This is a genomic window from Mesorhizobium sp. USDA 4413, assembly GCF_056280365.1.
On record NZ_JBVPRP010000001.1, the window covers coordinates 7,501 to 26,214 of the forward strand.

The window sequence follows — 18,714 nt, forward strand, 5'->3', positions numbered from 1 at the left end:
TGGAAAAGGTGGTGCGGGATGCCAGCAACGGTTTGAGCGACGGCGCCGTCCAGGTCGCAGCGCTGCACTATGTCGATCCGCAGCGATTTGGCGACGCCTTCGCCGAATCGATGGCCGGCTCCTACGACGTGAAGATTACGCAGGAAAATGTTTCGGTGGCGCCGCGTGCCACCCCCGACGACCAGACGCCGGCATTCGCCGAGGAAATCATTCCCTTCACCAGGGACACCGATATCGCCGAGGCTTATGCCGATTCGGGCTACACCGGCGACGACGCCACCGGCATGGCGGAAGCGATCGGCAAACTGTTGAACGCCACGGCGCTCAAGGCCGGAACGGTGCTGCGCGTCGGTCTGGAAGTGCGCGGCGATATCGCCAAGGTCGTGCGCACCAGCGTCTATGACAAGACCACGCATATCGTCACCATCGCGCTCAACGACCGCGGCCAGTATGTGCCGGCGCAAGAGCCGGAGCCCAATCCCGAGCTTTTGACGGCGTTCGACGATTCGCAGCCCGTCGTGGTGCGCGGAAATCTTCCCAATATCTATGACGGCATCTACCGCGCCGCCTATTCCTACGGCATGTCGAAGGCGATGACGCAGAAGCTGATCAAGCTTCTCGCCTCCGACGTCGATTTCCAGTCGCGGATCTCGCCGGCCGATCGCCTCGAGGTCCTGTTCTCGCAGCCCGACGGCGACGACCAGACCTCCGACAATTCCGAGCTCCTTTATGTATCGGCGACCTTCGGCGGCCAGACGAAGAATTTCTACCGCTTCCAGATGCAGGACGGCAGCACCGACTATTTCGACGAAAACGGTTCGAGCGCCCAGCAATTCCTGCTGCGCAATCCACTGCCCGCCGGCAAATTCCGCTCCGGCTTCGGCGCACGGCGGCACCCGATTCTGGGCTATGTGCGCATGCATACCGGTGTGGACTGGGCGGCGCCCATCGGCACGCCGATCATCGCCGCCGGCAACGGCGTCATCGAGAAGGTCGGCTGGGCCGGCGGCTACGGCAAGCAGATCATCATCCGCCACGCCAATGGCTATGAGACCTCCTACAATCACCAGAGCGCTTTCGCCCAGGGCATCGAGCCCGGGATGCGCGTGCGCCAGGGCCAGGTGATCGGCTATCTCGGCCAGACCGGCCTCGCCACCGGTCCGCATCTTCACTACGAGCTGATCGTCAACGGCACCAAGGTCGACCCGATGCGCGTGCGCCTGCCGGTCGGCAAGGTGCTGAAGGGCGACGATCTCGTTGCCTTCAAGCGCGAGCGCGAGCGCATCGACGATCTTCTGAAGCAGGAAGACGGCAACGCGCTGAAGGTCGCCAGCGCCAAGACTGATTCGCAGCTTCCCAATTAGTCGCGCGAATTATTTGCCCGAACCCTCGCCTCGCCGCGGCCAGGGCGACGCCTGCCCGGGCACAGTGAGCCAGGCAATGATCGACGACAACAGGCAAAGCAATGTCGTGACAGCGGCGACTGCAGCAAAAGCCGAATCGCTTGCCGTAATCCGCACCGCGTCGAGATTGGCCGCCAGCCCGGCCGTGGGCGGCTCGCCGAAACCGGGCATACCGACAGGGTTGCCGGTCAGTCGCGCATAGACGAAAGCCGCCAGCGAGCCCATTGCAGCCACCGCGATCAACCCGCCGACGCGCGAGACGGCATTGTTGATGCCTGATGCAGCCCCCGTGTCCTTGTCGTCGACCGAGGTCATGACCGCCGTCGACAGTGGCGACACAACGAGCGCCATGCCAAGCCCCATCAAGGCCATCAGCGGAAAGGCGCCGGTCCAGAAATTGTGGATGCCGGCATGAGAGAGCAGGGCGAGCCCGGCAAAGGCGATGGCAACGATGAAGCTGCCGGCGGCGATCGGCAGACGCGGGCCGATCTTGTCGGACCACTGGCCGACCGGCCCCGACAGCAACGCGATCGAGGCCGACAACGGCAGGAAGATGAATCCGACCTCGGCCGAGCTCAATCCCCAACCAGCGATCAGAACCATCGGCAGGTAGAAGAGATTCGCCGACAGCGCGAAATAGAGGAAGAAGGTCGCCAGATTGGCGCCGGCGAAGGCGCCGATGCGAAACAGGCCGAGATCGATCATCGGCTCGCGCTGCCAGCGCTCGTAGAGAATGAAGACGAAAAGCAGGACGACGCCGGCGACGATCGCAGGCCCGGCCATCATCCCGCCGCCCTCGGCGTTCATCGCCGTCAATCCATAAGCCAATGATCCGAACGCCAGCGTCGCCAGTGCCGCCCCCGTAAGATCGAGGCTGCGTTTTTCAGTGGGCTGGTCGGCCGGCACCTTGGCCAGAAGCAGATAGATCGAGATCAGTCCAAGCGGCAGGTTGATGGCGAAGATCGCGCGCCAGACCCCATTGCCGAAAATCGTCAAAACGAAGCCGCCCAGAACGGGGCCGAGCGCCGTGGTCAACGCCGATGCGGCGGCCCAGATGCCTATCGCCCGGCCGCGTTCCTTCTTCGGATAGGCATTGGCGATGATGGCGAGGCTGCCCGGCACCATGATCGCGGCACCGATGCCCTGGATGGCGCGGAAAACGATCAACATGGCCGGGTTGGGCGCCATCGCGCAGGCAAGCGAGGCGGTGATGAACAGCGCGATCCCGGTCACGAAGGCGCGCCGCAGGCCAAACCGATCACCGGCAGCGCCCCCCGCCAGGATCAGCGCCGACAGCGTCAGCGCATAGGCGTTGGAAATCCACTGCGCCTCGGCCAGGCTGGCGCCGAGGTCAACGCGCAATGCGGGCATCGCGATCGCCAGGATCGAGCCGTCGATAAAGCCGAGCGCCGAGGCGAGGATCGCCGCCACCAGCACGAATTTTCGCTGCGTCTGAGGACAGAACGTGCCGTTCGCCCGCGTGGGCGAATGCAAATCGGCAGTGATTTCGTTCGTGGATGACATGAACCTCTGCTTAGCCCTCCGGCAGTTGCGCAACAACAAGCCAGAGCATCGCTGTTCTTGAAACCAGATGACGCTGGAGCGTCATGCCGAAAACTGTGAATTGGTTTTTTGCGCTTTGATCGGAGCCGCATCGGGAGACGAGCGCCAATCCTGATGCAAACCGCCGGCAGCGTGCTAGGTTCCATCATCATGCGTGAGGGGGGAAGCCATGAAGCGGCCGCTCGAACCGTCAGCGGAAGGACGCGGACGCATTGTCGGCATAACCGACGGTGTCTTCGCCATCGCGCTGACCTTGATCGTGCTGGAGATCAGGGTGCCGTCGCATGAGGCGGTGCATTCGGAGGGCGAGCTGCTTGCCGCGATCCTGGCGCTGGCGCCACGATTCCTGACCTATGCGCTGAGTTTCCTGACGCTGACCATCTTCTGGTTCGGCCAGCAGGCGCAGCATGGGCTGATCGCAAGGTCGGACCGCAGGCTGGCGACGCTCAACCTGTGCTTCCTTGCCTTTATCGCGCTGCTGCCGTTCTCGACCGACCTGCTGGCCGATTTCCTGGAATTCAGGATGGCGGTGCTGGTCTACTGGCTGAACCTGCTGATGCTTGGCGCCACGCTGTTCGCGAGCTGGTGGTATGCCGACAGGAACGGCATGGTCGCCGAGGATGTGGACGCCGAGACACGGCGCACCGTCTACAATCGCATCGTCAAGGCGCAAATTCTGTGGGCGGTGGGCGCGGCGCTTTGCCTGATCACGCCGCTGCTCAGCATCGTCTTCATCCTGCTGGTGCAGCTTATTTACGCCGCCGCGCCGCGCAGCTCACTGCTGCGTAAACTCATCGGTTGAGGTCCCGCCGACCTCCGCGATTGTTGCTCCGCCGACGAACTCCACCGTGACGCCCGGCGACACAAGCTTGGCGAGCTCGCGTGCATCCCAGTTGGTCAGTCGGACGCAGCCATGGCTCTCGGTCTTGCCGATCTTGGAGGGGTCGGGCGTGCCGTGGATGCCGTAGGTCGGCTTGTCGAGCGCGATCCAGACCGAACCGACCGGACCGTTCGGCCCCGGCGGGATGGTCAGGATCTTGTCATTCTGGCCCTGCTTGAAATTGATGTTCGGGTTGTAGGTGTAGTTCGGGTCGAGCGCGATGCGCGAGACGGCATGGATACCGGTCGGCGACGGCGTGTCGGCCGAGCCGATGGTCGCCGGATAGGCCGCGACCAGCTTGCCGCTGCCGTCATAAGCGTAGACTTCCTTCTTGGTCTTGTCGGCGACGATGCGCGTTACCGGCGTCGAGACCAGCTTGCCGAAATTGGCGACCTTGATCATCGTGCCGGGGCGATTGAAATCCACGCCCTTGTTGATCGACTTCAGATAGGTCTCGTCCATGTGGAAGCGTTCGGCCAGCGCCTCGGTGACCGAGGTGTAGCACATGCAGTTGAGCTTGGCCTTCTGGCTGTAATCCTCAGGAATCGAAGCCACATAAGGGCCGGCCACATCTTCCGGCGTGATCGTATAGTTGGCGAACGGGTCGCCGCCCGACTGGGCGAGCGCCGCCTGGATGGCGACCGCATCGGTCGATTTCAGATTGGTGCCGTTTATTTCGTTGTAGGCGGCCAGCGCCTTGTCGACATTCGAGCCGAAGCGCCCGTCGATCACGCCGGGCGAAGCACCGCCGCGATCGAGCAGCACCTGCAGCGCGGCGACGTCCTGGCGCACCCCGAGCGACAGCGACGGATCGACCGTGGCCTTGCCGCCGGTGTTCGGCGGCGGCTGGACGTCCGGATTGGTCTGGATCACTTCGCCCTGGCCCTGCTGCTCCGGATCGATCGACGCCTCGTTCAGCGGCTGGCGCTTGATGGTGTTGGACCTCGGCGCCTCCGGATAGGTGGTGGCGTAGCCTTCGTCATTGTCGAACGCCGGCGGATAGGCATCGACGGAATTGTCGTCATATTCGTCGACCGGCGGCGGGATGACGCGGCCGTTCTCCTCCAATTGCCGCCGGCGGAAACGGGCCATGTCCTCGGGGTCGTCGAGATAATATCGGTCGTCCTCGGCCGGCGCGCGACCGAGCTCCTGCATCCGCATCTGCCGGCGCAGCGCGCGGCGGTCGAGCCTGCTTCCCGGCGGCTGGATGGCGATCACCTTGCCGGTGTCGGCATCGACCAGCACGCGGTTGCCCCTTGCGTCGTAATAGATGTCGATATTGCCTTCCTGGGCCAGCATCAACGCGCCGCGCTGGGCGGGCCGTGTCGCCTGCGGCGCACCATCCACGCTCGGCGTGGCGAACGCACTGGAGGCCACCAGCCCGGCCGCGAGTGCCGAAAGGGAAAAGATCAAGCGCAGCATGGGGTTCTAGCTCTCCGGTCGACTGGGCTCCTGGCGGGCGAATCTTCGCCAGCAAACCAGTTATCCAAATTAAGGTTCCGATATGAACCGGGCATGAAGATGGCGGTTCTCCGTTGCCTGGAGGAATATCGGCCAACGCATGTCGCGCAAAAACTGTGCCGCGGCTTTGCGAGGACAACATGCATAGATCCTTAAAGCATGTCTTCCGAAAGCGAACCGGTCTCAAAAGCTCGCGACGCGCTTCAGGACGCGGCTAGGCCCAATTCCTTGCGTGCCTGTTTGGTCAGTTTGAGGCCGACCAGGCGATGGCTCTCGCGCAGATAGTCCTTGAGCGCCGCATCATCCATGCTTTGGCTTGTCTGACGCTGGATCCATTTCATGCCGCGCGAGGCAAGATAGGGCGCCGGCCGGCAGCCCGGCTGGTCCTTCAGAACGTCATAAGCCATCTCGGAACATTTGAAGGTGACGAAAAGCTGCCCGCCCTCGTTCCAGCCGCCGATGGCAAACACCTTGCCGCCGACCTTCCAGACATGGGCGCCACCCCACTGAACGACATGCGTCGTGGCAGGCAGCGAAGCGCAGAAGCCGTTGTAATCGTCGAGCGTCATCGAGTCCTTCCCAGCCATTCGAATCGGCAGCCGATTATGCGCAGTCACCGTAAATAACAAAGCGCGCCGCACCGGTCCGGTGCGACGCGCTTCGCGTTCATTCAAGTTCGATCAAGATCAGGCGGCAGCTTCGGTCGCCACCACGGTCGGCTTCGAGCGGAAGTTCAACCGGTCGGAGCCCGCCGTGACCTTGACCGTCGAACCGTCGAGGATCTCGCCGAGCAGGATCTTCTCCGCCAGCGGATCCTGCAGTTCCTTCTGCATCACCCGCTTCAGCGGCCTGGCGCCATAGGCCGGGTCGTAGCCCTTCGATGCCAGCCACTCGATCGCGTCATGATCCAGCGACAGCGTGATCTTGCGGTCGGTGAGCAGGTTCTCCAGCCGCCTGAGCTGGATCTCGACGATGCGGTCCATGTCCTGACGGCGCAGCCGGTGGAACAGGATCACCTCGTCGACGCGGTTGAGGAACTCCGGCCGGAACGAGGCTTTCACCACGGCCATCACCTCGTCGCGCACGGCATCGACATCCTGGTCGTCGCCAAGATTGACCAGATATTCGGCACCGAGGTTGGACGTCATGATGATCAGCGTGTTGCGGAAATCGACCGTGCGGCCCTGACCATCGGTCAGCCGGCCGTCGTCGAGCACCTGCAACAGCACGTTGAACACGTCCGGATGCGCCTTCTCGATCTCGTCGAACAGCACGACCTGATAGGGCCGGCGCCGCACCGCTTCGGTCAGTGCTCCGCCTTCCTCATAGCCAACATAGCCGGGAGGCGCGCCGATCAGCCGGGCGACGGAGTGCTTCTCCATGAACTCCGACATGTCGATACGCACCAGCGCGGTCTCGTCGTCGAACAGGAAGCTGGCCAACGCCTTGGTGAGCTCGGTCTTGCCGACGCCGGTCGGTCCGAGGAACATGAACGAGCCGATCGGCCGGTTCGGATCCTGCAGTCCGGCGCGGGCGCGGCGCACGGCCTTGGACACCGCCTGCACGGCTTCGCCCTGGCCGACGACCCGCTTGCCGATCTCGTCTTCCATGCGCAAGAGCTTCTCGCGCTGCCCTTCCAGCATCTTATCGACCGGAATGCCGGTCCAGCGCGACACGACATGCGCGACATGGTCGGGCGTGACCACCTCTTCCACCATGCCGGTCTTGCCGTCCTGCGCCTCGGCTTCCTTGAGCTTCTTCTCGAGCTCCGGGATCTTGCCATAGGCAAGCTCGCCGGCGCGCTGAAACTCGCCCTTGCGCTGCGCGATCGCCAGTTCGTTGCGCGACTCGTCGAGCTGCTTCTTCAGGTCGGCGGCAAAGCCAAGCTTCTGCTTTTCAGCCTGCCACTTTGTGGTCAGCTCGCTCGATTCTTCCTCGAGGTCGGCAAGCTCCTTCTCCAGCCGGGCAAGCCGGTCCTTCGAGGCCTCGTCCTTCTCGACCTTCAGCGCCTCACGCTCGATCTTGAGCTGCATGATGCGGCGATCGATCTCGTCCAGCGCCTCGGGCTTGGAATCGACCTGCATGCGCAGCCTGGAGGCCGCCTCATCGACCAGATCGATCGCCTTGTCCGGCAGGAAGCGGTCGGCGATGTAGCGGTTGGAAAGCGTCGCCGCCGATACCAGCGCGGAATCGGAGAGATGCGCACCTTGTGATGCTGCTCGTATTTCTCCTTCAGGCCACGCAGGATCGAGACAGTGTCCTCCACAGTCGGCTCGTCGACGAAGACGGGCTGGAAACGGCGGGCAAGGGCGGGGTCCTTCTCGACATGCTTGCGGTATTCGTCGAGCGTGGTCGCGCCGACGCAGTGCAGTTCGCCGCGCGCCAGCGCGGGCTTCAAAAGGTTCGACGCATCCATCGCGCCGTCGGCCTTGCCGGCGCCGACCAGCGTGTGCATCTCATCGATGAACAGGATAATGTTGCCGTTGGCCGAGGTGACCTCGTTGAGCACGGCCTTCAGCCGCTCCTCGAACTCGCCGCGATATTTGGCGCCGGCAATCAGCGCGCCCATGTCGAGCGCCATCAACTGCTTGTCCTTCAGCGATTCCGGCACGTCGCCATTGACGATGCGCAGCGCCAGGCCTTCGGCGATCGCCGTCTTGCCGACGCCCGGCTCGCCGATCAGCACAGGGTTGTTCTTGGTGCGCCGCGACAGCACCTGGATGGTGCGGCGGATCTCGTCGTCGCGGCCGATGACCGGGTCGAGCTTGCCGGAGCGGGCGTCGGCGGTCAGGTCGCGCGCGTATTTCTTCAGCGCGTCATAGCCTTGCTCGGCGCTGGCCGAGTCGGCGGTGCGGCCCTTGCGGATATCGTTGATGGCCTGGTTGAGCGCCTGCGCGGTGACGCCCGCCTTGGACAGGATGTCGGCGGTCTTGGCCGACTTCTCCATGACAAGCGCCTGCAGCAGCCGTTCGACGGTGACGAAGCTGTCGCCGGCCTTCTTGGCCAGGTCCTCGGCGGTCGAAAACATCTTGGCGAGAGGCTGGGCCAGATAGAGCTGGCCATTGCCGCCCTCGACCTTGGGCATGGCTTCGAGCGCGGCCTCGACGCCGAGCTTGACATCGCGGGCGCTGCCGCCGGCGCGCTCGATCAGGGACGCGGCAAGGCCCTCGTCATCGTCGACGAGCACCTTCAGAATATGTTCGGGGGTAAATTGCTGGTGGTTGCGCGAGAGCGCCATGGTCTGCGCGGACTGGATGAAACCGCGCACGCGCTCCGAGTATTTCTCAAGATTCATGTCTGTCTCCTTCCGTCACCGGCCCGCTTTGCGGCACCGGATCAGATTGCGGTGACGGACCCGCCCATAAGAGCCGAGCCCTGTTCAGCCGAGATATGGTGTATGGGGTGCGGTCCCTCAAGAAGCCTTGACGTCGATCAAAGCAGAATATTCCAGCTGCGCACGAACGAAAACGGCGGAGATTGCTCTCCGCCGTCTGCAATGCCCGGAATGGCCGTCCGGATCAGTTGTTCGCGTCGGCGGCGACAGGCTCGCCGGGGGCTTCGCTGGCAACGGGCGCCGGCTCGTTGGCGACCGGCTCGATCGCCCGGTCCGCTTCCTCGGCCGGCTTGGCGCTGGCGTGATCGCCATTGCCCACCGCGCTGCGCGTTTCGCCTGAACTTTCGGAGCCGGCAGCTTCGGGGCTCAAGCCCTCCTGCTGGTCGCCCTGCTGGCCATTGCCGGCCTGATCGGCATAATTGCCGCGCGGGCGCCGCGGGCGCCGGGGCCGACGGCCGCCACCGCCATTGTCCATGGCGGCCTCGTTGAGCTCGGCCTGGGCTGCGAGCGCGGCCGGCGAGAAACCATCGAACTGCGGCGTCTGCTCACCCTGGGAGCCGGCCTCGCCGGCTGTCTCGGGCTGCGCCTCATTGCGGCGGTTCTGATCGAACTGCTGGCCGCCCTGCTCGCCACGCTGGCTATTTTCACCGCGCTGGCCGTTCTGGCCATAGCCGCCGTTGCGGCGGTCGCGATGCCGGTCGCGACCATTGTTGTCGCGGCGATTGCTGCTATCGCGTCCGTTTTCCTGGTTGTAGGCGAGTTCCGCCGGCGTGCCTTCGATCACCGGCTGCGGCCCGGAGCCGTTCGCCGGCGCCCCGGCGCCGTTGCCGGCGTTGTCGAACTCGTCGCGGTCCTCATCGAGATCGTCATCGAACTCTTCGCGGTTCTGCGAAACGTTCTGGATCGGCATCTGCGCCTGTGCGGCGGCAATGATGCGATTGTAGTGTTCGGCGTGCTGGAGATAGTTCTCCGCCATCACCCTGTCGCCCGAGCTTTGCGCGTCACGGGCGAGTGCGGCGTATTTTTCGGCGATCTGTTGAGCCGATCCGCGGATCTTCACGTCCGGGCCGTTGCTCTCGTAAGTGCGGGTCAGGGGATTCGGCCCCTTGCGGTTGTTGTTGTTGCCACCGCCGCCATTATTGTTGCGACCGCGCATGCGCCTGTTCTGCTGTTGTGGCCTCATTAGACTCTCTTCATAGTGAATTTTCGAAAAGCTCTTTACGAACGGAGGCGCTCATGCAGCCAGCCGTTTCGTTTCTTCACCGGCGTTCGCCCGCATCAATTGCGTTGGCGCCACGTGCCATCCTGTTCCGGTTACGTCACTTGCCGGGTGATTCCCGCACGAAGCTTGGGCGTCGTTTGCGCAAGAAGGCAGCTATTTCCAAGGAAAACCGAATCGCTGGGAGCACTGCCTGCTTCGTCTCATCCGGTTGAGCCGGACCCTAACTGCATTCCCCGGTATTGCCAAGCGGTTTTTTCGCACTGCATCAGGGCTTTCAACGCTCGAATACCAGAACTCTGTCGTTGCCGCCGAGGTCCGGGTAGGCTCCGGCAAGCCCGTAGCCGGCTGCCGCGAAAATCCCGGTGACCTCTTTTTTCTGCGTGTGGCCGATCTCGACCGCTACCTTGCCTTGCGTTTCCAGAAATCCCGCCGCCTCGGCGGCGATGACCCTATAGGGATCCAAACCATCCGCGCCGCCGTCCAGGGCCCAGTGCGGGTCGAAATCGCGGACCTCGTCCTGCAGATTTCCGATGTCTCGACTGGGTATATAGGGAGGGTTCGAGGCAATTACATGGTAGCGGCCCGAAACTTTTTCGAACCAGTTGGAATGCAAGGCTTTGAAGCGCTCGCCAAGCCCCAGATTCCGGGCGTTTCGGGCGGCAGTCGCCAATGCGTCGGGCGAAATGTCGACGCCCGTCGCGGTCGCCGCCGGGACAGCACCTAGCAGGGCCAGCGCGATGGCGCCGGTGCCGGTGCCGAGATCGAGAATACGGCATCCGCCAAGCCTTTCGGCCGTTGCCCGGGCGAAGGGCAGGACGGCGTCGACCAGCGTCTCGGTGTCAGGCCGGGGCTCCAGCGTCTCCGGCGACAGCGACAGGCGCAAACCGTAGAATTCGCGGTAGCCGAGGATGCGGTGCACCGGTTCGCCTGCGACGCGACGCGTCAGCGCCGCTTCAACGGCCGAAAGCGCCGCCGAACCCACCTCGTGCCCCGGCTCGGCGATCGCCCGGGTGCGGGTCGTGCCGGAGAAATGCTCGACGATCAGCCGGGAATCGAGTGCCGCATCGTCGATGCCGGCGGCGGCGAGACGCTCGCGCGCCGCCCTAAGCAGCGGCCCGAGCGCGGCGGGCAGTCGATCAGCCATCGAGGCTCATATCGGCCAACAGCTTCGACTGATGGTCGGCAATTAGCGCGTCGATCACCTCGTCGAGCTCGCCCATCATCACCCGGTCGAGCTTGTAGAGCGTGAGGTTGATGCGGTGGTCGGTGACGCGCCCCTGCGGGAAGTTATAGGTGCGGATGCGCTCTGAACGGTCGCCCGAGCCGACCTGCGATTTGCGCGACTCCGAGCGTTCTTCATCGGCCCGGCTGCGCTCCAGGTCATAGAGGCGCGCGCGCAGTATCTGCATGGCGCGCGCCCGGTTCTGGTGCTGCGACTTCTCCGCCTGCACCACCATGATGCCGGTCGGCAGATGGGTGATGCGCACCGCCGAGTCGGTGGTGTTGACGTGCTGGCCGCCGGAGCCTGAGGCGCGCATCGTGTCGATGCGGATGTCCTCGGGCCGGATCTCGATATCGACCTCCTCTGCCTCGGGCAGGACGGCGACCGTCGCCGCCGAGGTGTGGATGCGCCCGCCGGCTTCGGTTTCCGGCACGCGCTGGACACGGTGCACGCCGGATTCGAACTTCAGATGCGCGAACACGCCCTTGCCCGATACCGAGGCAATGATTTCCTTATAGCCGCCGACCTCGCCTTCGCTCGCCGACACCACCTCGAAACGCCAGCCGCGCGACGCGGCGTAGCGCTCATACATGCGGAACAGATCGCCGGCGAACAGCGCCGCCTCGTCACCGCCGGTGCCGGCGCGGATTTCGAGAATGGCATTCCTCTCGTCGGCCGCATCCTTGGGCAGAAGCAGGATCTGGATGTCCTTCTGCAGCGCCTCGATGCGGCTCTCGACCTCCGGCAGGTCCGCCTCGGCCAGCGCCCGCATGTCGGCGTCGGTCGTCTTGTCGCCCAGCATCGCCTCGAGATCCGCCTGCTCCTGCTCGGCGGCGCGCAACGCCCGGATCTTGCCCACCATCTCCTGGATGTCGGCATATTCGGAGGCCATTTTGACATATTGATCGGCGGCGGGTCCGGCCGCCATCTGCGCTTCGAGCATGTCGAAACGCTTGACGACTTGATCCATACGGTCGCGGGGCAGGTTGATCATGATGGAGGCTATAGCGGAATCGAACGGTCGTCGGCAAAGGCCTGAAGCAAGGCCCGCATCGGCGTCCCTTGGCTGGGCGCCATCAGGTTGTCCTTGAAGAAGTCTTTCAGCTCCTGCAGCGGCAGCTCGGTCAGCATCGCCTTGACCGGGCCGATCGAGGCCGGTGACATCGAGATCGAGCGGAAGCCCAGGCCGATCAGCGCCATGGCCGAGATCGGCTTGCCGGCAAGCTCGCCGCAGAGCGTCACCGGCGTGTTGTTGCGCACGCCGGCATCGGCAATCGTCTTCAGCACCCGCAGGAACGGCGCCGAAAGCGTGTCGAAGCGGTCGGCGAGTTGGGTGTTGCCGCGATCGACGGCCATGACGAACTGGAAGAGGTCGTTGGAGCCGACCGAGACGAAGTCCACCGCCTTCATCAATTCGTCGAGCTGGAACAGGAGCGAGGGCACTTCCAGCATCGCGCCAAGCTTGAGGCTGGTGGGCAGATGATGGGCAAAGCGCGACAGATGCCTCACCTCGCGATCGATGATCTCGCGTGCCTGCGCGATCTCCGACAGCTCGGTCACCATCGGCAGCATCAGCTTCAGCTCACGGCCGCCGCAGGCCTTCAGCAGCGCCCGGATCTGCGTCCTGAGCAGGCCTGGGCGATCGAGCGTCAGCCGGATTGCCCGCCAGCCGAGCGCCGGGTTCTCTTCCTGCACCGCCCCTTTGAAATAGGGCAGCACCTTGTCACCGCCGATGTCGATGGTGCGGAAGGTCACCGGCTTGCCGCGCGCGGCCTCGAGCACGTCGCGGTAAAGCCGCTCCTGCGCCTCCGCGCGCGGGAAGGTCGAGGCGACCATGAACTGCAATTCGGTGCGGAAGAGCCCGATGCCGGCGGCGCCCGACTCGCTCAGCTGCGGCAGGTCGACGGCAAGACCCGCATTGATCAGGAGATCGACCGGTACGCCGTCCTTGGTCAGCGACGGCTTCTTGCGCAGTTCCCGGTACACTTCCTGGCGCCGCGCCCGGAATCGGACTTTTTCGGCGTAAGCGGCTTCCAGGTCGGATTGTGGCCGAAGATGGATGGTGCCTTCCTCGCCGTCGACGATGATAGCGTCGCCGTTTTCCGCCATGGAAACGGCGCCCTTCATCTGGCCGGCCACCGGAATGCCCATGGCGCGCGCGACGATGACGACGTGGCTGGTCGCAGCGCCGTCCTCCAGGACCAGGCCGCGCAGCTTGTCGCGCGGATAGTCGAGCAGTTCGGCCGCGCCCATCGAGCGGGCGACGATGATGGCGTCCTTGGGCAGCGAGGCCGCGACGTCTTCCGGGCCGCGACCCATCAGCTGGCGCAGGAGCCGGTTGGCGAGGTCGTCGAAATCGCTCATCCGCTCGCGCAGATAAGGGTCGGTCATATGCAGCATGCGGGCGCGCATGTCGCTCTGCACCTTCTCGACCGCCGCTTCCGCCGTCAGGCCGTTGCGGATCGCCTCTTCCAGCCGGCGCACCCAACCGCTGTCATTGGCGAACATGCGATAGGCCTCGAGCACCTCGCGGTGCTCGCCCTCGAAGGCGACCTCGCGCCGCTCCAGCATGTCGTCGATGGAGAGCCGGAGCGAGCCGAGCGAGGATTGCAGCCGGCGGATCTCCTCCTCGCTGTCCTCGTTGAAGAGGTTGGTGACGACGATGCGCGGCTCGTGCAGCACGACATGGCCGAGCCCGACGCCTTCGTTGAAGGAAAGACCGGTGAAGCTCACTGGCCGGCGCAGGTCGAGCTCCAGCCCGGGCCGGGTGAGGCGCGCGAGATCGCCGGTGGCGATCATCTCGGCGATCACCATCGCCGTGGTTTCCAGCGCCTCGACCTCGTCGTCGCGGTAATGGCGCATGGTCTTGTTCTGCACCACCAGCACGCCCAGCGTGCGCCCTGCCCTCAGCACCGGCACGCCGAGGAAGGAATTGTAGATCTCTTCGCCCGTCTCCGGCAGATAGGCGAAGGCGGGATGCTCCTGCGCGTTGGAAAGGTTGAGCGGCCGCGCGCTGGCGGCGATCGTGCCGACCAGGCCCTGCCCCAGCCTGAGCTGCGCCAGGTGGACGGCGTTGGGGTTCAGACCCTCGGTGGCGTAAAGTTCGAGCACCGAGTCCGCGCGCAGCACGTAAAGCGAGCAGACTTCGGCGACCATGTTGGAGGCGATGTCGCGCACGATGCGGTCGAGCCGCTCCTGCGGCTCCAGCGGCTCCTGCATGAGCTCGCGGAGCCGTTTGAGCAGAACGCGCGGGCCACTGGCCGTATCACGCATCGCGGCTTGTTCTCCAATGGGCATTTCGCCCGCCGCAGTTTCTCCCGCGGCCGGCGTTCACGCAACAACTGACTCAGTTCTTGCTATTGCTTATCCAGACCGTAGACGGAATGCAAAGTGCGAACCGCCAGTTCCGTATAGGGACCGTCGATCAATATCGAGATTTTGATCTCGGACGTGGTGATGGCACGGATATTGATCGCCTTGTCGGCCAGCGCCTTGAAGGCGGTGGCGGCGACGCCCGCGTGGCTCCTCATGCCGATGCCGATGACCGAGACCTTCGACATGCCGGCTTCCGACTGCACGACATCGTAGCCGACTTCCGGCTTCAGCTTCTCTAGGACGGCAAGCGCCTTGTCGACATCCCCGGACGGCACGGTGAAGGTCATGTCGGTGAACTTGCCGTCCTCGGAGATGTTCTGGACGATCATGTCGACATTGATGTTGGCCTCGGCCAGCGGGCCGAAGATGCCGGCGGCAACGCCTGGGCGGTCGCCGACGCGGCGCAGCGAAATCTGCGCTTCGTCCTTGGCGTAGGCAATTCCGGTGACGACCTGCTGTTCCACGATCTCTTCCTCGTCGCAAATGAGCGTTCCGGGCGGATTGAGCAAATCCCCCATTCCGGGCGCATCGGGATCGTCGAAGGACGACCGCACGAAGGTACGCACCCTGTGTACCATGGCAAGCTCGACCGAGCGCACCTGCAGCACCTTGGCGCCGAGCGAGGCCATTTCGAGCATTTCCTCGAACGAAATCTTGGCGAGACGCCGTGCTTTCGGCTCGATGCGCGGATCGGTCGTGTAGACGCCGTCGACATCGGTGTAGATGTCGCAGCGGTCGGCCTTGACCGCCGCGGCGATCGCCACGGCGCTGGTGTCGGACCCGCCGCGGCCGAGCGTCGAGATGCGGTTGTCCGGTCCGATACCCTGGAAACCGGCGATCACCGCCACCTGGCCCTCGCCGAAACGCTTGATCAGGAAGGCGCCATCGATGTCGAGGATACGCGCCGCGCCATGCGCGTTGTCGGTCTTGATCGGGATCTGCCAGCCCTGCCAGGATCGTGCATGGACGCCCATGTTCTGCAGCGTGATCGCCAGAAGACCGGCGGTGACCTGCTCGCCCGATGCGACAACGGCGTCATATTCGCGCGCATCGTGCATGGGGGATGCTTCGCGCGTCCAGGCGACCAGCTCGTTGGTCTTGCCAGCCATGGCCGAGACCACCACGGCAACATCGTGGCCGGCATCGACCTCGCGTTTGACATGGCGCGCAACATTGCGGATGCGGGCGATGTCGGCGACCGAGGTTCCGCCGAATTTCATCACGATACGCGCCATGGGAGCGAAATGCCTTTGACTAAAGCCGGCTCAAGGCCGGAACGGGTGGAAACGCCTGGGGAAGCCCGGCGCCGGAATGCGCGGCCTCCTTAGCCAAAACAGCAAGGCTTCGCAAGCGAGCGCGGCCATAAGCAGCCCGCCACCGTCTATCCTGACAGAATCCTGTCGCCGATCATGCCATAAGATCACCGAAACGGCCCGATGGAGATTCTGATGACCGAGACACTTGAAATCGTCACCTTCCGGCTCAAGCCCGGCACCGAAGCCGACTTTGTCGCCAACAACGGCATCATGACCGACTGGCTCACCCGGCAGCCGGGCTTTCTCAGCCGGCATCTCGGCAGGCGTGAGGATGGAAGCTGGGTGGACGTCGTGCGCTGGCAGAACCTCGATCAGGCCCAGGCGGCAGCCGACCGCATCATAGCCGAGATCGGCGACAGCAAGGCCGTGCAGGCAATAGAGCCGGCCAGCGTCACCATGAGCCATGCCGAGGTTGCGCTGTCGCGCTAGGCCCGGCACAAGCCCACATCTCCCGCTGGGCAAACGGCTCAGGCAGCGCTTTGCCACAGGCCCGGATAATCGAGAACGAAACCGGCCGACGAGACCGTCAGGACAGCCTCATAGCCGAAGGCCGGCGCGGCATAGGCGTAGCGGTTTTCGTCCAGTCGCTTATAGGTCTGGTCGAGACGCGTGAGCCTGAGCTCGGGAAAAGCCAGGTAGGCGGCAGGAGCCGGCGTCGCCATGCCGACAACAAGGTTGAAGCGACGGACCGCCAAGAGGTTCGTGGCCGGCGTGAAGCCAAGGTCGACATCGACGAGACCCGCGGCTTCGGCCTGGCCCACGCCGTTCAGCATCCATTGGCCATCGGCTCGCCGCTCGACCTCGTAATGCAACTCCTTCACGCCGGCAAAGCCCTTGACGCGCGCGAAGCGCGTACTCCAGCCGGCATCGCAATCCACCGCATAGGCAAGGCTGCAGGGCTGGCCGTCATGGAGGAAAAGCGCATGCCCCTGGAGACGCCAACCGCTCTCGGTCGCGCAAAGCATGCAGGCATCATGGCCTTCCAGGTCAAGACGGCGCCAGAGGATCGAGGGCTGCATGATCGGGTTCCTTTTCGACAGTCTATGCCGTCCATTCGTGCGAAGTCGCAGTCCCGTTTCGCCATCACTCCGACCAAGCTGCCACGTGCTGACAGTGGGAGAGCTTGGCAACAGCTGAAAAAACCTGCCTTGACATTCCCTCCCCCGCACCCGACTTCCTAACGTCCGAGGAGGCCTACTATGCCAGAACCCCGCCGATCGACCATCGATGCAGGAGAAGTCGAGCGCTTCTCCGCCCTTGCCGCCGAATGGTGGAACCCGAACGGCAAGTTCCGTCCGCTGCACAAGTTCAATCCGGTGCGGCTTGCCTATATCCGCGACCAGGTGGCGACGCGTTTCGGCCGCGATCCGCGCGCGGCTAGGCCGTTCGAAGGCCTGCGCTTCCTCGATATCGGTTGCGGCGGCGGCTTGCTGTGCGAGCCGATGGCCAGGCTTGGCGCCGAAGTAGTCGGCGCCGACGCTTCCGCCACCAACATCGAAGTGGCCAAGCTGCACGCGGCGGAGGCCGGCGTCAACATCGACTACCGCGCCACGACCGCCGAGGCGCTGGCCGAAGCCGGCGAGACCTTCGACGTCATTCTCAACATGGAAGTGGTCGAGCATGTCGCCGATGTCGACCTCTTCGTCGCCAAATGCGGTCAGATGGTCCGCCCCGGCGGCATCATGTTCGTCGCCACCATCAACCGCACGCTGAAAGCGCTCGGCCTTGCCATCATCGGCGCCGAATATGTCCTGCGCTGGCTGCCGCGCGGGACCCATCAGTTCGGCAAGCTGGTCCGGCCGGAGGAACTGGCAAAAGCGCTGGGCGCCGCAGGCCTCACGGTGATCGACCGCACCGGCGTTATCTATCATCCGCTGGCCGACCGCTGGCAGAAGTCCAGGGACATGGATGTCAACTACATGATGCTGGCGGAGAAAGCCTCGGTCTGAGTTGCGCAGCTGAAGCGTTCGTTCTTACGCCGCCTGGCCTTGCATCCGAGTGCTTGTCAACCCCTGTGCCTTGGTCGTGATGAAGACGCCGGCGGTGATGATGGCGGCGCCCAGCCAGGTCAGCAGGCGGTAATGCTCGCCGAGGAAGATCGTGCCGGCGAACAGGCCGACAGCCGCCGCCACATAGCCGATTTGGCTGAGATAGACCGGGCCGCCGACCGCCTGCAAGCGGAAGAAGAAGGCGAACATCGCCGAGGCCGACGCTACTTGGCCGACCACCACCAGCGGCACGCCGCCGAGCGGGACGAAGGCCTGTCCGCCCAGAAGTGCCAGAATGCCGATGACCAGGAGCGTGGCCGAGGCCAGGTGGCTGCCGACGGCAAGCTCGATGGGCCCGGTGCCGTCCGGCCAGTCGATGGTGCGGTAGATGTTGCCGGCGGCAAGGCTGACCGGGATGAGCAGGCCGATCGCCACCCAGAAATAATCCGCCGGCTGGCCGGCCTCGCCACGCGTTAGTGCGACCATCACCGCGCCGACGAAGCCGACGGCGATGCCGATCACGCCGAGCAGATTGGGACGCCGGACACCGAGCAGGATCGACAATACCAGCGTGATGACCGGCGACAGCGTGAACATGATGCCGGTGTAGCCGGCGCCGAGATGCGGGATCGCCGAGAACATTAAAAGATTGGGAATGGCATAGGAAATCGCTGCAGTGACGAAGAAGTAGCGCAGTTTGTGCGGCGTCAGCCGGATGCGCTCGCCGCGCAGCAGAAGCGCCAAGAGCAGCACGCCGCCGGCGCCCAGCGAAATGACGAAGGCCCAGACCATCGCCAGCACTCCGGCCACGGTCGCAAGCTTGCCGAAGGGCAGCGTCATGCCGAGCAGGCCGCCCGTCACCACCAGAAGGCCGATCGCCGAATCCCAGAGAAATCTCATCGGACAGTCCTGTCGCTGCGCGACCGCTTGGCGGCCGGTTTAATCTGCGG

The 18,714-nt window shown here is 64.4% G+C and carries 14 protein-coding genes and 1 pseudogene (1 of these 15 only partly in view); 4 read left to right on the forward strand and 11 right to left on the reverse strand.

The window, feature by feature from the left end; translation table 11 throughout:
- On the forward strand, positions 1–1,364 hold the 3' portion of the coding sequence (locus ACVMIM_RS00035; protein ID WP_476109623.1) for a M23 family metallopeptidase. The gene continues 616 nt to the left of window position 1, outside the view; 1,364 of the gene's 1,980 nt are visible here — the last part of the coding sequence; the start codon falls outside the window, past its left edge; the stop codon is at positions 1,362–1,364.
- A 9-nt stretch (positions 1,365–1,373) separates the two neighbouring features.
- Here the strand turns inward: ACVMIM_RS00035 and ACVMIM_RS00040 are convergent, their stop codons facing one another.
- On the reverse strand, positions 1,374–2,927 hold the full coding sequence (locus ACVMIM_RS00040; RefSeq protein ID WP_476109625.1) for an MFS transporter: 1,554 nt from the start codon (positions 2,925–2,927) through the stop codon (positions 1,374–1,376).
- Positions 2,928–3,135: 208 nt separating this feature from the next.
- Between ACVMIM_RS00040 and ACVMIM_RS00045 the strand changes: the two genes are divergently transcribed.
- Positions 3,136–3,768, forward strand: coding sequence for a TMEM175 family protein (locus ACVMIM_RS00045; RefSeq protein WP_476109626.1), 633 nt, complete (start codon positions 3,136–3,138; stop codon positions 3,766–3,768).
- Here the strand turns inward: ACVMIM_RS00045 and ACVMIM_RS00050 are convergent.
- The 8 genes and pseudogenes from ACVMIM_RS00050 to ACVMIM_RS00085 form a co-directional block, all read right to left on the reverse strand.
- On the reverse strand, positions 3,742–5,268 hold the full coding sequence (locus tag ACVMIM_RS00050) for a L,D-transpeptidase family protein (protein WP_476109628.1): 1,527 nt from the start codon (positions 5,266–5,268) through the stop codon (positions 3,742–3,744). The genes ACVMIM_RS00045 and ACVMIM_RS00050 overlap by 27 nt on opposite strands.
- A 242-nt stretch (positions 5,269–5,510) precedes the next feature.
- Positions 5,511–5,876: an MmcQ/YjbR family DNA-binding protein gene (locus ACVMIM_RS00055; RefSeq protein WP_040998456.1), complete on the reverse strand. Its 366-nt coding sequence runs from the start codon at positions 5,874–5,876 to the stop codon at positions 5,511–5,513.
- A 117-nt stretch (positions 5,877–5,993) separates the two neighbouring features.
- A pseudogene (clpB, locus tag ACVMIM_RS00060) lies at positions 5,994–8,602 on the reverse strand (ATP-dependent chaperone ClpB).
- Between the two features lie 223 nt (positions 8,603–8,825).
- A complete protein-coding gene (locus ACVMIM_RS00065; protein WP_476109630.1) occupies positions 8,826–9,824 on the reverse strand; it encodes a DUF4167 domain-containing protein in 999 nt (332 codons plus the stop codon).
- Positions 9,825–10,137: 313 nt separating this feature from the next.
- Positions 10,138–11,007 carry a peptide chain release factor N(5)-glutamine methyltransferase gene (prmC, locus tag ACVMIM_RS00070; RefSeq protein ID WP_476109631.1) on the reverse strand — a complete coding sequence of 290 codons (870 nt, stop codon included), beginning with the start codon at positions 11,005–11,007 and terminating at the stop codon, positions 10,138–10,140.
- Complete coding sequence (prfA, locus tag ACVMIM_RS00075) at positions 11,000–12,079, reverse strand: peptide chain release factor 1 (RefSeq protein ID WP_040998459.1); 1,080 nt, start codon at positions 12,077–12,079, stop codon at positions 11,000–11,002. The genes prmC and prfA overlap by 8 nt, the downstream gene beginning before the upstream one ends.
- 8 nt (positions 12,080–12,087) lie before the next feature.
- Positions 12,088–14,358: a phosphoenolpyruvate--protein phosphotransferase gene (gene ptsP, locus ACVMIM_RS00080; RefSeq protein WP_040998460.1), complete on the reverse strand. Its 2,271-nt coding sequence runs from the start codon at positions 14,356–14,358 to the stop codon at positions 12,088–12,090.
- An 83-nt stretch (positions 14,359–14,441) separates the two neighbouring features.
- Complete coding sequence (locus ACVMIM_RS00085) at positions 14,442–15,695, reverse strand: aspartate kinase (protein ID WP_040998461.1); 1,254 nt, start codon at positions 15,693–15,695, stop codon at positions 14,442–14,444.
- Positions 15,696–15,908: 213 nt separating this feature from the next.
- On the opposite strand from ACVMIM_RS00085, the gene ACVMIM_RS00090 reads away from it, so the two are divergent.
- Positions 15,909–16,205, forward strand: coding sequence for an antibiotic biosynthesis monooxygenase family protein (locus ACVMIM_RS00090; protein ID WP_476109634.1), 297 nt, complete (start codon positions 15,909–15,911; stop codon positions 16,203–16,205).
- A gap of 38 nt (positions 16,206–16,243) precedes the next feature.
- Here ACVMIM_RS00090 and ACVMIM_RS00095 read toward each other — a convergent pair whose 3' ends face one another.
- Positions 16,244–16,795 (reverse strand): putative glycolipid-binding domain-containing protein, encoded by a 552-nt coding sequence (locus ACVMIM_RS00095; RefSeq protein ID WP_476109635.1) that lies wholly within the window; start codon positions 16,793–16,795, stop codon positions 16,244–16,246.
- A gap of 180 nt (positions 16,796–16,975) precedes the next feature.
- On the opposite strand from ACVMIM_RS00095, the gene ubiG reads away from it, so the two are divergent.
- Complete coding sequence (ubiG, locus tag ACVMIM_RS00100) at positions 16,976–17,725, forward strand: bifunctional 2-polyprenyl-6-hydroxyphenol methylase/3-demethylubiquinol 3-O-methyltransferase UbiG (RefSeq protein WP_040998462.1); 750 nt, start codon at positions 16,976–16,978, stop codon at positions 17,723–17,725.
- Between the two features lie 24 nt (positions 17,726–17,749).
- Here ubiG and ACVMIM_RS00105 read toward each other — a convergent pair whose 3' ends face one another.
- Positions 17,750–18,664 (reverse strand): DMT family transporter, encoded by a 915-nt coding sequence (locus ACVMIM_RS00105; RefSeq protein ID WP_476109636.1) that lies wholly within the window; start codon positions 18,662–18,664, stop codon positions 17,750–17,752.
- Positions 18,665–18,714: the final 50 nt, after the last annotated feature.